This window comes from Clostridium sp. AF22-10, assembly GCF_003478725.1.
Classification (GTDB): domain Bacteria; phylum Bacillota; class Clostridia; order Lachnospirales; family Lachnospiraceae; genus Otoolea; species Otoolea fessa.
The window spans coordinates 66,685-80,500 of sequence record NZ_QUFZ01000005.1 but is presented as its reverse complement, the minus strand read 5'-3'; the positions used below and the strand labels follow the sequence as shown (position 1 = coordinate 80,500).

At 46.3% G+C, this 13,816-nt stretch carries 15 protein-coding genes, 1 pseudogene and 1 riboswitch; all 16 genes and pseudogenes read right to left on the bottom strand.

Going from position 1 to position 13,816, the window contains the following annotated elements; all coding sequences use genetic code 11:
• Positions 1-21: 21 nt before the first annotated feature.
• The 16 genes and pseudogenes from DWX91_RS05225 to secY all read right to left on the bottom strand — a co-directional run bounded on the left by DWX91_RS05225 (position 22) and on the right by secY (position 13,815).
• Complete coding sequence (locus DWX91_RS05225) at positions 22-483, bottom strand: divergent PAP2 family protein (protein WP_117796491.1); 462 nt, start codon at positions 481-483, stop codon at positions 22-24.
• A gap of 77 nt (positions 484-560) precedes the next feature.
• Entirely contained in the window at positions 561-2,006 is a 1,446-nt protein-coding gene (gene glgA / locus DWX91_RS05220; RefSeq protein ID WP_022358456.1) for a glycogen synthase GlgA, read from the bottom strand.
• 386 nt (positions 2,007-2,392) lie between these two features.
• Complete coding sequence (locus tag DWX91_RS05215; protein ID WP_107000785.1) at positions 2,393-3,061, bottom strand: hydrolase; 669 nt, start codon at positions 3,059-3,061, stop codon at positions 2,393-2,395.
• Positions 3,062-3,268: 207 nt separating this feature from the next.
• A pseudogene (gene spo0A / locus DWX91_RS05210) lies at positions 3,269-4,074 on the bottom strand (sporulation transcription factor Spo0A).
• Between the two features lie 428 nt (positions 4,075-4,502).
• Positions 4,503-4,578: riboswitch (cyclic di-GMP riboswitch) on the bottom strand.
• Positions 4,579-4,792: 214 nt separating this feature from the next.
• Positions 4,793-6,100: a SpoIVB peptidase gene (gene spoIVB / locus DWX91_RS05205; RefSeq protein WP_412693832.1), complete on the bottom strand. Its 1,308-nt coding sequence runs from the start codon at positions 6,098-6,100 to the stop codon at positions 4,793-4,795.
• Positions 6,101-6,490: 390 nt separating this feature from the next.
• Complete coding sequence (locus DWX91_RS05200) at positions 6,491-7,027, bottom strand: bL17 family ribosomal protein (protein WP_022360547.1); 537 nt, start codon at positions 7,025-7,027, stop codon at positions 6,491-6,493.
• A 178-nt stretch (positions 7,028-7,205) separates the two neighbouring features.
• Positions 7,206-8,168, bottom strand: coding sequence for a DNA-directed RNA polymerase subunit alpha (locus DWX91_RS05195; RefSeq protein ID WP_107000788.1), 963 nt, complete (start codon positions 8,166-8,168; stop codon positions 7,206-7,208).
• A gap of 126 nt (positions 8,169-8,294) precedes the next feature.
• The gene (gene rpsD, locus DWX91_RS05190) at positions 8,295-8,888 is read right to left on the bottom strand and encodes a 30S ribosomal protein S4 (protein ID WP_107000789.1); all 594 of its coding nucleotides are present in this window, start codon (positions 8,886-8,888) and stop codon (positions 8,295-8,297) included.
• An 18-nt stretch (positions 8,889-8,906) separates the two neighbouring features.
• Positions 8,907-9,308 (bottom strand): 30S ribosomal protein S11, encoded by a 402-nt coding sequence (gene rpsK, locus DWX91_RS05185; protein WP_022360550.1) that lies wholly within the window; start codon positions 9,306-9,308, stop codon positions 8,907-8,909.
• 75 nt (positions 9,309-9,383) lie between these two features.
• A complete protein-coding gene (rpsM, locus tag DWX91_RS05180) occupies positions 9,384-9,752 on the bottom strand; it encodes a 30S ribosomal protein S13 (protein WP_022360551.1) in 369 nt (122 codons plus the stop codon).
• A gap of 131 nt (positions 9,753-9,883) precedes the next feature.
• A complete protein-coding gene (gene rpmJ, locus DWX91_RS05175; RefSeq protein WP_003497809.1) occupies positions 9,884-9,997 on the bottom strand; it encodes a 50S ribosomal protein L36 in 114 nt (37 codons plus the stop codon).
• Between the two features lie 249 nt (positions 9,998-10,246).
• Positions 10,247-10,465, bottom strand: a complete 219-nt coding sequence (infA, locus tag DWX91_RS05170; protein WP_022360552.1) for a translation initiation factor IF-1 — start codon at positions 10,463-10,465, stop codon at positions 10,247-10,249.
• Position 10,466: 1 nt separating this feature from the next.
• Positions 10,467-10,739, bottom strand: a complete 273-nt coding sequence (locus tag DWX91_RS05165) for a KOW domain-containing RNA-binding protein (protein ID WP_118471542.1) — start codon at positions 10,737-10,739, stop codon at positions 10,467-10,469.
• Positions 10,740-10,993: 254 nt separating this feature from the next.
• Positions 10,994-11,743 (bottom strand): type I methionyl aminopeptidase, encoded by a 750-nt coding sequence (map, locus tag DWX91_RS05160; RefSeq protein WP_118471544.1) that lies wholly within the window; start codon positions 11,741-11,743, stop codon positions 10,994-10,996.
• Positions 11,744-11,746: 3 nt separating this feature from the next.
• A complete protein-coding gene (locus DWX91_RS05155) occupies positions 11,747-12,391 on the bottom strand; it encodes an adenylate kinase (protein ID WP_118471546.1) in 645 nt (214 codons plus the stop codon).
• 107 nt (positions 12,392-12,498) lie between these two features.
• On the bottom strand, positions 12,499-13,815 hold the full coding sequence (secY, locus tag DWX91_RS05150; RefSeq protein ID WP_107000793.1) for a preprotein translocase subunit SecY: 1,317 nt from the start codon (positions 13,813-13,815) through the stop codon (positions 12,499-12,501).
• Position 13,816: the final 1 nt, after the last annotated feature.

Sequence of the window (13,816 nt, the reverse complement as noted above, 5' to 3'; positions counted from 1 at the left end):
AATGAAAAGATCCGATGTTCGTTATATGAACATCGGATCGAGAATAAATGCAATCAAAATGCCTAAAATCGCGCCTGCTGCTACCTGTATCGGCGTATGCCCCACGTATTCCTTCAATTTTTCCTGTAATACCACGCCGTCCAGCTTGAGGAAATCATCGAAAAGCAGGCGGTTCAGAACTCTTGCCTGCTTTCCTGTCTCCTGCCGGACACCGATCGCGTCATACATAACAACCATCGCCAGAATAAAGCTGATGGAAAATTCAAAGCTTCCCACTCCGTACCGCAGCGCCGCCGCCGTTGCCAGCGAACATACAGTGGATGAGTGGGAACTCGGCATACCGCCGGAGCCAATCAGACGCTCCGGGTTGAACGAATGGTTCAGCCCGATGTCCAGAATCGTCTTGAGCACCTGGGCGACCACCCACCCGGTCACGCCGGTCATCAGCGTCTGGTTTGATGTCAATTCCTGAAAAAAAGTCATGTTTCTCTCCTGTACTATCTTAATTCCTCTGTTTTCTTCCACACATATGCCACTGTCCTAAATCACTCGGTCCGTCATTAATATCCTATCAGCCAGTCATACAATTCCTGATATTTTCCAGCCGATGTCTGCCAGGAAAAATCAGCCGCCATGCCGCGGTCTACGATCTTGTTCCACTCGCGCTTCTTATTATAATAGATGTATTTTGCATAGCGGATGCAGTCGAGCATCTCATGTGCATTGTAGTTAGCAAAGGAAAATCCTGTTCCGGTTCCATCGTATTCATTGTATGGCCATACAGTATCCTTGAGGCCACCCGTCTCACGCACGATCGGCACGGTTCCGTAGCGAAGCGCCATGAGCTGGCTCAGCCCACATGGTTCAAACAGCGACGGCATCAGGAATGCGTCACAGGCTGCATATACCTTATGCGACATATCTTCCGAATAATAAATATTAGCGGAAACACGATCATTGTACTTCCAGTCATAGTGGCGGAACATATTTTCATACCGTTCATCTCCGGTTCCCAGCACAACCAGCTGTACATCTTCCGTACAGATCTCATCCATCACACACTGTACCAGGTCAAGTCCCTTCTGGTCGGTCAGACGGGAGACGATACCGATCATGAACTTTTTCTCGTCCTGCGCCAGTCCCAGCTCCGCCTGCAGCGCCTTTTTATTCTTGGATTTCTCCTTGCGGAATGTCTTTGCGTTATAATTTTGTACGATCCGTTTATCTGTCTCCGGATTAAATTCATCGTAATCGATACCATTTAAGATACCGCGCAGACTGTTGCTTCTCGCACGCATCAGACCGTCCAGTCCCTCGCCGTAGAACGGAGTCTTAATCTCCTCCGCGTAGGTGTTGCTGACCGTCGTGATCGCATCCGCGTATACGATGCCGCCTTTTAACATATTGCCGTCTTTGTAAGCTTCCAGCTTATCCGGTGTAAAATAGTAGTCCGGCAGCTCAGAGAAATGCTGGATTGTCTTCACATCCCACACCCCCTGGAACTTCAGGTTGTGGATCGTCATGACGGACTTGATATCCCGGAAGAACTCGCCGCCGTGGAATTTGTCCTTGAGATGCACCGGGATAAGTCCCGTCTGCCAGTCGTGGCAGTGGATGACATCCGGCTTGAAGCCGATCACCGGCAGGGATGAGAGAGCCGCCTTGCAGAAGAAGGAAAACTTCTCCAGATCGTAATACCAGTCCCCATACGGGCGGTCACCCCAGAAATAACTCTCATTATCAATAAAATAGAAGGTCACGCCCTCATATTCATATTCCAGGATGCCCACATACCGGTTCTGTCCCAGATAATCCATATAAAAATGGTTCACATACTTCATTTCATTGCGGAATGACTCTTTGATGCACAGATACTTCGGGATCATGACACGCACATCAAAATACTGCTTATCAAAACATTTTGGAAGGGATCCGACAACGTCTGCCAAACCTCCTGTTTTGATAAATGGAACCGCCTCCGATGCAATAAACAGAATATTCTTCATAGCTACTACCTCCCAACCGTGCCCGCTCGCGATCTGGCACCCTATTAAAATTATTATACAATAGAATCAGGGAATTAGAAAGTAGGCGACAGAGAAAAAAATCGGGAAATATATGACAAATAGTTCCGATTTGCAGACTGTATTTTCTGAATTGGATATTTTGCATAGTACCGGATGAATTATAAATTTTACCGCATGAAAAAGAATGTGCCTTGGCACATTCTCGCGCCGAGCGCGGTCGCTTGCGACATGTTTCTGCTTCGCGCGAGTGCGCATCCTCGCGGAGCGTTTTTTGTTTCATAGGACGTAATTTCCTATGAAACAAAAATAAAAGCCGGAGCCGAAAAGAAAATTATGTTTTCTCTTCGGCCCCGGCTTTTGTATAATCAGGGATTGATCTCCCTGTATTTCTTCATCGTCCGCGCAAACAGCTCGCCGTTGGACGGCGGCGTGTACGTGATCGCATTGGCTCCTGCCTCGATCGTCTCCAAAATCGATTCGTTAGTCGGTCCTCCGGTCGCGATAATGGCAACGTCCGGATACTCCTTCCGGATCTCGGCTACCATCGATGCGGTGGCGGCAGCGCCTGATACATTTAAAATATCGGCTCCCGCCTTCAGTTTGCGGCGGACATCCGTGTGAACCGAAGCAATCGTAGCAATGACCGGAATATCGACCACCTGCTTGATCTCCGTGATGACCTCATCCGCGATCGGCGCGTTGACCACTACACCGTAAGCTCCCTGATGTTCTGCCTGAAGCGCCAGACGGACGGAACGCTTTCCTCCGGTCAGACCGCCGCCGACCCCGACAAACACCGGCACATCCGAGATGCTGATGATCGACTGTGAGATAGCTGCCTGCGGAGTAAACGGATAAACTGCGATGATCGCATCCGCGTTGATATTTTTGATGATTGCCACATCCGTTGAGAAGGCGATCGATTTGATACGCTTTCCAAAGATGCGGATTCCTGAACATTCACTGATACAATACGGACACATAATCGTGTGATCCCGCAGGGTTCCATTGTACGCCGGTACTTTTTTTTTCATAGGCAATTCTCCGTTCTTTTAGCTGCTTTCCTGACCTCTCTGTCCAGCTGTTTTATACAGGGGCAGTTTTTCAGTCCTGCATCTTTTATTTCCCCTTTATCTTATCATACACACATTTACCCATGCAATCAGTCACTTTCATAAATGTGTTACAATCGTGTTAAAAAGGCTTACAGCACTTTCGGCTCCAAAAAGCACCGCACGATTTTATACATCCCGCTTATAATCCAGGCAAATCTTATCAACAATCAATGCGATAAATTCCGAATTGGTCGGCTTTCCTTTCCCTGTGCTGACGGTATATCCAAATAGATCGTTGATCGTGTCCATCTTGCCGCGGCTCCATGCGACCTCAATCGCGTGGCGGATTGCCCGCTCGACACGGCTTGAAGTGGTCTGGCGCTTCTTGGCGATGGTCGGGTACAGGATTTTCGTCACAGAACCGAGCATTTCTTTATCACTGACTGACAAAATAATCGCATCCCGCAGGTACTGATATCCCTTAATATGAGCCAGAATCCCAATCTCATGCAGAATCTGCGTCACATCGCTCTCCAGATTCTGTCTTTCATATTCCGCCGACACCATATACGGCTCCACCTTCCGGTTGCCCGCCAGGTCGAAGCGCGGTTCCTGTAATTCTTCAGGCGATGTACCTTGTCTAAAACCGCCTCCTTCGAAAATGGCTTTACTATGTAATAACAGGCGCCCATCCGAAAAGCATCCGCTGTCAGATTCTCGCTGCTCGCAGCTGTAATCATAACAAAGGAAGTGTCAGCTGAACAGTCTTGATTTGTCTTGATGCGCTCCATAACCGAAATTCCATCCATTCCCGGCATCACTACGTCCAGAAATACAATATCCGGCTTTGTCTTTACGATCATATTATAGGCATCGGTTCCGTTTTCCGCTTTTCCGACCACCTGAATCTCCTTATCACTTTCCAGTATATTTCCAAGCATATCCAATGCCTGACGATTATCCTCTGCGATCGCAATCTTCATTTCTGCCATAATATTCTCCTCCTCGGCACCTGTGATGATTAAAATAATTATAAATTCTTTTTTTAACAAGTTTCAACTCGTTTTGATCGCGCAGTTCGACACTCAACGCTCATTTTGTCTATCAATTCTTTTGATGCAAAATAAATTACACAAGATGCAAACTATATATAAGCATGTATTGTAGCTAACCGTATCTGTTAAGATTCCGCTATAAACCTTCTACCGCCCAGCCGCCATACGCCTATCTAACGATCCCTTATCACCACGTTTTACCGATTCCGGTCGAAAGACACACAAAATACACGCAATTAAAAAGCCTCCACGACCGGTTTCTGAACATGAAAATTCCATCTTTGCAGATCAAGTTTCGATAAATTCCTATAAAAAAACAGAGTTACGCCATAGCCATACAACTATAACATACTCTGTTATCGTGTTAATGCAACTGGCTGCCATTTTACAGGCCCTATAGCTTTGCGTCGCAGCTTTTCAACTGTTTTGCCAAATATGTAATTTGCTCTATTATATACGCTTTTTTTATATCCTGTCAATAAAGAGAGCAAAAACTTTGTACTTTGCATGTTACTGTTCACACACGTGTGCCCAGCAACAGGATTTTGCCGATGCTGCGTATTCAAAATCGGCAAAATCTGCTGCCAGAGCTGTATCATATGGAATTTTCAGTCCAGAAAATTCCCACTTGTAAACAGTTACTTTGCATCCAGATTCAATGTCCCAGCATATTCTCCACCAGAATCCCATACCCTCGCGTCGAATCCTGAATAAAAACGTGCGTGACTGCTCCGATGAGTTTTCCGTTCTGGATGATGGGGCTGCCGCTCATGCCCTGGACGATCCCGCCGGTCAGGGACAGAAGTTCCGGATCGGTTACGCGGATGACCATGTCCTTGTTGTGGCGGTTGGAAGAGTGGTCTATTTTCTGAATCTCAATCTCGTAGTCTTTCAATTCCCCGGACACGCTGCTGCGGATGCAGGCACGGCCTTTTTTGACGTCCTGACGGTAACCGATCGGAATTGCAGGGTTCTTTACCCGGCTTAAAAAGCGCGGATTTGCCGTCCCGAAAATGCCTTGATCCGTATTCGCCTCCACACTTCCCAGCCGCGACTGATTTCCATAGTAAATAACGCCCGACATCACGCCCGGCTTTCCGAAACTACCCTTCTCCACACCCAGAATCTCCGTATCGTATAGTTCGCCGCCGGAGGTCTGCACCAGAAGTCCCGTGTCGCCGTCGCTGATACCGTGTCCCAGCGCTCCAAACGCGCCGTTAGCACATACATAGGTCATCGTACCGATGCCCTGCGTATCGTCGCGGATCCACAGCCCCAGCTTATAGTCTCCCTCCTGCGTCTGTACCGGCGTCATCTGTACATCCATCGTCTCTCCCTCGCGGCGCACTGAAAGTGTCAGAGCCATATTTCCCGCTTCCTTGACCGCCCGTATCATATCTTTCTTGTCCGTCGCCGGCGTCCCGTTGATTGCCTCGATATAATCTCCAGAACGCAGGATCCCGTCCGCCGGATCTATCACTTCCCCCGTCTGTGCCGTCACCCTTCCGGTTCCAATCACCATCAGTCCATCGGATTTCATGTAAATACCCACCGGCAGCCCACAGGGAACCGCATACTGGACGTCCGACACATCTACCTCGATATCCTTTAATTTCCATATTCCAAAGAGTTTGAGACTTAAACGGTACGTTCCCTCCTGTTCAGAATAGATGGAAAAGGGCTGGTTGAGCTGCAGATGGATCTGGTCGGACGGAATTTTAGAGCTGCCGTTTAGAAGCACCTCCTCGCTCTCACTTTCCAGCAATGCTCGAAACGGCAGCCCAAAGCGAACTTGCTCCTGCCGGTCCACCACCACATTGATGCGGTCGGGAACCGCGTTCTTCACATATTGATAAGACACGCCGGCAAGCGCAATGACCCCCGCACCAAAGATCACTATCAGAACACGGCGAAGTTTTTCCTTCCGACTTGTTGTTTTCCACATACTAGGGTTTTTTCGCACGTTTTTTCCTCCTTCTACTCCTATGTACTTCCCCCGTTCCGTAGATTCCACCCTGCGGCGAATTTCAACGAAATGCAGATGTACACTCTGTTTGAATCCAAGAAATTGTTCCATAAAATCGTTTAATCCTAGTATGCGGAAAACCATAAAATTCAGTCTGCTATTTTTGCGCCATTCTTTCTATTTTTTTCATTCAAGTGTTATTAAAACCCTGACTTTTTCTCAAGGTAAATGGAAAACCTGAAAAATTCCATTCTAACGTCAAAAAACCCGGTTCAGAAGACAGATTTCTCTGTCTCCCAAACCGGGGGTATAAAATCATCTTACGATTCAAAACTTGCGTAAAAGAACGAAGATTTGATACAACTTAAACAAACGAATCTATCTAAATTATACCAGCTCTAACAGAACTTCCATAGCGCCGTCGCCCTTACGCTGACCGATCTTAACGATACGGCTGTAACCACCATTGCGGTTAGCGTACTTCGGTGCAAGCTCATCAAACAGCTTAGCCGGCATATCTACCTTCTTAGTGTTTTTCTTCTTGCCTGCTCTTGCAGTCGGAACGTCTGTTACATCGTAGAGAACCTTCAGCATCTGTCTTCTAGCGTGAAGTCTGGAAGCTTTATCTTTCTTGATCTCTTTCTCTACTTCGTCGTAAACGGTAACTTTCTTGCCGTCAACAACTTCTTTTACTCTCTTGCCGTTCTCGTCTTTGCGAGCTACCTTAGCGGTAACTTTAACGGTCTCGAAGTTATCTTTCTCTTTTACTGCCAGAGCGATCAGACCCTCAGCGATCTTCTTCACTTCTTTTGCTCTTGCCTCAGTGGTAACGATCTTGCCGTTGAATAACAGTGCGGTTACCAGGCTGCGCAGCATTGCTTTTCTCTGACTGGAAGTTCTTCCAAGTTTTCTATATCCTGCCATGATTCTTTCTCCTCCATTTGCGGAAGCCGGCACTCATGCCCTTTGGACTTACTGAATGTCTGCTATATAAAATATAATTGTTTGATGGTTATGCAGGGACCTGTGCCATTCGGACTTACCCGTCCCCGTATCTGCATGAAAGGGACGTACTGCAAAGCACGTCCACCCACGCGGTATCTTAAGCCTCTTCGCTCGGGTTGAGCTGCAGGCCTAATTCTTTCAGTTTTGCAAGAACCTCTTCCAGGGATTTGCGACCCAGATTTCTGACTTTCATCATATCTTCCGGTGTGCGGTTGCACAGCTCCTCCACTGTATTGATTCCGGCTCTCTTTAAACAGTTGTAAGAACGAACGGATAACTCCAGCTCGTCGATGTTCATCTCAAGCACTTTCTCTTTCTCGTTGTCTTCCTTCTCTACCATAACCTCTGCGGTCTTGGCATTCTCGGAAAGGTCAATAAAGAGGTTCAGATGCTCGCTCAGAACCTTTGCTGCCAGGCTGACAGCTTCGTCTGGTGCCAGCGTTCCATTTGTGTATACATCTAATGTCAGCTTATCATAATCTGTCACCTGACCCACACGGGTGTTCTCAACGGTCATATTGACACGCTCCACCGGTGTGTAGATAGAATCAACAGCCAGAACTCCGATCGGAAGATCTTCACTCTTGTTCTTATCTGCGCTGATGTAGCCGCGGCCCTTCGTGATCGTCAGCTCCATGTAGAATTTGCTGTCCGCGCCGCCGCTTAATGTAGCGATGACCTGGTCCGGATTCAAAATCTCAATGTCAGAATCAGCGTGAATGTCAGCTGCTGTGATGACGCCTTCGCCCTCGAACTCGATATAAGCCGTCTTCGGCTCATTCGTCTCGCTGCTGTTTTTGATCGCCAGACTCTTGATGTTCATGATAATTTCAGTTACATCCTCTTTTACACCAGGGATAGAACTGAACTCATGCAAAACGCCGTCGATTTTCACTTGACTTACTGCTGCACCAGGCAAAGAGGAAAGCATAATTCTTCTTAAAGAATTGCCTAATGTGGTACCATAGCCTCTTTCCAGCGGTTCAACCACAAATTTGCCATATCTTTTGTCTTCGGAAATCTCAGCAATTTCAATTTTTGGTTTTTCAAAATCGAACACGATAGCCCCTCCTTTTGGGAACATTTTTGAGGGTCTGCCATACTCTTGTAGTCTCGGAATCTCCCAAGCAGCTGCCAAAGCAGATACATGGGAGATTCTGGACTAACATAATAGTAATACTTCTTATTATTTGGAGTACAGCTCGACGATAAGCACTTCGTTTACAGGAACGTCAATTTCGTCTCTGCTCGGTAACTCTTTAACAGTACCTTTCAGGTTCTCAGCGTCAACTTCCAGCCATGCCGGTACCATTCTTCCGCCGGTTACCTCAGCGATATCTTTATATCTCTGTGAAGATTTGTACTTCTCTTTGATCTCGATTACATCGCCAGCCTTAACTAAGTAGGACGGGATGTTTACGCTCTTGCCGTTTACGAGAACGTGCTTGTGATCTACGATCTGACGTGTCTCTTTTCTTGTACGGCCAAAGCCCATTCTGAATAATACATTATCCAGTCTGCACTCCAGAAGGATCATCAGGTTAGCACCGACCTGACCATTCATTCTGGATGCTTTTGCATAGTAATTTCTAAACGGTTTCTCTAACACACCGTAGATGAATTTTGCTTTCTGCTTCTCTCTCAGCTGGAGTGCATACTCGCTCATCTTTCTGTTGGCTCTCGTTAATTTTCTCGTTGATTTCTTGTCGATTCCTAAATAAACCGGATCAAGGTCAAGAGATCTACATCTTTTAAGTACAGGAACTCTATCTACTGCCACTTTACTTGCACCTCCTAATTAGACTCTTCTACGTTTCGGCGGACGGCATCCGTTATGCGGAACCGGAGTTACGTCCTTAATGCTTGTTACTTCCAGACCACATGCCTGAAGAGCACGGATTGCTGCTTCACGACCTGATCCCGGACCTTTTACCATAACGTCTACAGACTTTAAGCCATGGATAAGAGCTGCCTTCGTTGCAGTTTCTGCAGCCATCTGAGCTGCATATGGAGTAGATTTCCTTGAACCTCTAAATCCCAGACCGCCTGCACTTGCCCATGATAAGGCATTACCCTGTGCATCTGTTAAAGTAACGATTGTGTTATTAAAAGATGACTGGATGTGCGCCTGTCCGCGTTCAACGTTTTTCTTTACACGCTTTTTTGTCACTTTCTTGCCAGTGGACACTTTTTTAGCCATTTTAAACTAACCTACTTTCTCAAATATTGAATCCTGTTGCTAAACCTAACCTGATTCAGTTTCCTTGTTACTTAATTATTTCTTCTTGTTTGCTACTGTCTTTCTCGGACCCTTACGAGTTCTTGCGTTGGTCTTTGTCTTCTGACCACGAACCGGAAGGCTCTTTCTATGACGGATGCCTCTGTAGCATCCAATCTCCTGCAGTCTCTTGATGTTCATAGCGATCTCTCTTCTCAGATCACCCTCAACCACCTGACTGTCAGCGATGATTGCCGCAAGCTTCTTAACTTCATCGTCAGTTAAGTCCTTAACACGAGTGTCAGGATTAACTTCAGCTTCGGCCAGGATACGGGCTGCACTTGCTCTACCGATACCGTAGATGTAAGTCAAGCCGATCTCTACGCGTTTCTCTCTTGGTAAATCGACACCTGAAATACGAGCCATGTGTGTAGTACACCTCCATTAGTTTTTCTTACTTCTTCGTTGATAATGTATAAATTTGCTTAAACTACTGAACAACTCATCCGAGTGGTTCATAATAGAAAGCCGCGCGAAAAAATAGATGCTAAATCAAATTAGCCCTGTCTTTGTTTGTGCTTCGGATTCTCACAGATTACTCTGATACTGCCTTTTCTCTTGATGATCTTGCACTTTTCGCAAATTGGTTTAACCGATGATCTAACCTTCACAGCAATTCTCCTTTCCGTAATAGTCCGTCCAATCTCGGACATACAATTTTTTATAACCTATTGCAGTCCTGTGTCGGACTTACAGGTACAACAGACTCGTTCCATCCCTCTGCCGTGAGAGGACAAAAGGGCGGATCTTACCTGATGCTTCAACAAAGTTCGCTAAAGCATTATAACATTTAAAATCCTATAATGCAAGCGAAATTTACACTTCTCTCAATATTTTTATTGAGAAAAATGAATTGGTCTTTATTTATCTCTCCAAATGATTCTTCCCTTAGAGAGATCGTATGGCGACATTTCCATTGTAACCTTATCGCCCGGCAGAATACGGATGTAGTTCATACGGAGTTTTCCGCTGATCGTAGCAAGTACGATGTGTCCGTTTTCCAGTTCTACCTTAAACATAGCGTTCGGCAGTTTCTCTGCTACTACGCCCTCAATCTCAATTACATCTGCTTTCGACATTCTATATACCTCCCTGCAATGATTTCTGAATGAAATAGCGGATCGCTTCATCCTGGACTGCCGCGCCGTCCGCAAACTGGGCTGCCAGCGCCTCATCCCGCTTGTGGGAAAACTGCACGTGCTTTCTCTTCTTGCGTTTCGGCTTGGCGGCAGTTTTGGTGCGTCCGTCTGCCAGATACACATAGTGTGCATCTTCTCTGACTATGATATAATAATTGCCTTTGTCATGCCCCGCCAGCGAGCGAACCAGACAGGCCATTCCATATTCCGTCATTCTGATCTCCGTTTCTGCTTAGACAGACACTTTCTAAAAAACATCGCTGCTGATTGACGTAGCTCCAGCAGATACGCTGCCATTTCTCCCACTTTGCCTGAAACATCCAAAAAACATGCAGGTTTGTCTGAAACAAACGATTTTTGTCCATTTCACAAAGTGCAACCTGTTTGGAGAAATAACCAGTGGCAGCCAGCTGAAGCCAGCCAAATCAACGCTTCGAATTTCACAAAAGGTTCTTTCCTATTTTCTATCTATAACGACAGAATCTCAGGCTCATTTTCTGTAATTAGAATCGTATTTTCATAATGGGCAGCCCAGCCGCCGTCTTCCGTCATGACGGTCCAGTCATCATCGAGCCAGACTACTTCGTAGCTGCCCTCGGTGATCATCGGCTCGATCGCGAGCGTCATGCCGGGCTGTAAGAGAATTCCTTTTCTTTTTCTTGCAAAATTCGGAATCTCCGGATCCTCATGCAGATGGGAACCGATTCCATGGCCTACCAGATCTCTGACAACACCAAAGCCGAAGCTTTCAGCATATTTCTGAATGGCTGCAGAGATGTCATTGAGATGATTGCCAGCTTTGGCAAATTTAATCCCCTCAAAAAAGCTCTGTCTGGTAACTTCAATCAGTTTTTTTGCATCATCGTCGATCTGGCCGATGCCATAAGTCCGGGCTGCATCCGAGTGATATCCTTTATAGATAACACCTGCATCCAGACTGACAATATCACCCTCATCAAGGAAATGTTCCTTATGAGGAATTCCATGGACAACCTCATCATTGACAGAGACGCAGATGGAGGCAGGATAGCCATTGTAATTTTTGAATGAGGGAATGCAGCCGTAGCTTCGGATGATTTCCTCTCCCATATGATCAATGTCCCAGGTGGACATTCCCGGACGAAGGTTCTTCGCCAGTTCCTCGTGAGTTTTGGCAAGGATTCTGCCAGCCTCACGCATGAGTTCTATCTCCCTGGGAGATTTTATCGTCACTGCCATCTTTTATGCTCCCAAAATGTCAACAATGTTTTTAAACACGGTTTCCATAGACAGTGTACCGTCTATCGCATGCAGAACACCTTTTTTCTTATAGTAGTCAATCAGAGGATGTGTCTGCTCATGATATACTTCCAGACGTTTCTGTACGGTCTCCGGCTTATCATCGTCGCGAAGAACCAGTTCAGAACCACATTTATCGCAGATTCCTTCTTTTTTCGGTGCTGCAAACTCTGTATGATACGTAGCGCCGCACTTTAAGCATGCACGACGGCCTGCCATACGATTTACAATATTCGCATCCGGCACTTCTACATCGAGAGCGAAATCAATTGCCTCTCCGTTTTCTTCCAGTGCTGCTGTCAGGCTCTCTGCCTGCGGAATCGTTCTTGGAAATCCGTCCAGGATATAGCCATTCTCGCAATCTACTTCGTGAATACGATCAAGAAGCATGCCGATCGTTACTTCATCCGGCACCAGCAATCCCTGATCGATGAACGATTTTGCTTTTTTTCCCAGCTCTGTACCCGCTTTGATATTAGAGCGGAAAATATCTCCGGTTGAAATGTGCGGAATGTTATATTTCTCTGCAATTTTATCAGCCTGTGTTCCTTTACCGGCTCCCGGTGCTCCTAACATAACAATCTTCATAATGGTACAATCTCCCTATATACAACAGAATCGCCTCCAGGCAGGAGCTGTCTCCGGCCACCTCCAGCCGTTAAGAAAGAGAGCTCCCGCCCAGAAAGCGAGTTATCTTAGTCGTTTAAGAATCCTTTATAGTTGCGAACCAGCATCTGTGATTCGACTGCTTTGATTGTCTCAAGTACTACACCTACGATAATGATAAGAGAAGTACCTCCAAAGGAGAGACGGCTCACTGAGAACAGTCCAGAGACAATGATCGGAACCAGGCAGACAATAATAAGTCCGCAAGCACCAATCAGTATAATATACTCCAGAATTCCATCCAAATAATCGGATGTTGGCTTTCCTGGACGAATGCCCGGGATGAAACCGCCGGATTTCTTCATGTTGTTTGCCACCTCAAGCGGGTTGAATGTTATGGATGTGTAGAAATACGCAAACACAATAATCAACGCGATGTAGACAATTAAGCCAACTGAATAAGCCGGACGCTCCGGATTAAACCAGGAGCTGGAATTCAGAGCCAGAAGAATCTTTCCTCCGATGGTGTCATAATTAACCTGGAAAAATCCAGCAATTACCACCGGGAAAGACATCAGGGATGAAGCAAAGATAACAGGAATAACACCTGCTGTATTTACTTTTAACGGGATGCTTGTGGACTGACCGCCAACCATCTTACGTCCCTGCATCTTTTTAGAATACTGAACCGGAATTCTCCGCTCTGCATCCTGTAAAATGATAACAAATACAACCATCGCTACGATAACCGCTACGATAATCACGGCTGTTACAACTGCAACCGCCACGATCTTGCCCTGCAGGAAACGCTCATAGAGCGTAATCATATCGCTTGGCATGGTTGAAATGATATTGAACAGAAGCACGATAGAAATACCGTTTCCGACGCCGTTCTCGGTGATTCGCTCACCGATCCACATCAGCATGGCACTTCCGGCTGTCATTGTCACAATAGCGACAATCACATTCAGGGCAGTAAACTCAACTAAAAGTCCCTTGCCGCCGAAACCGATCGCCATAGCGACGGACTGCATCAGCGCCAGTGCAACCGTAAGGTAACGCGTATATTCCGCAATCTTCTTTCTTCCGTCCTCGCCCTCCTGCTGCATTTCCTCTAATTTCGGAATTGCAATTGTCAGAAGCTGCATGATAATGGAAGAAGTGATGTACGGGGTAATACTCAATGCGAATACCGACATGTTCGTGAACGAACCGCCGGTAATCGTATTGAAGAAACCAAACGCATCATTGGACTGTCTTGTAAACAGTTCCTGGAAAAATGTTGTATTAACTCCGGGAATCGGCAGCTGCGATCCGATACGGGTCACAACCAGCATAAAGAACGTATAGAGGAGTTTTTCTCTGACCTCTTTTATCTTAAATGCATTCTGGAGCGTTTTTAACATA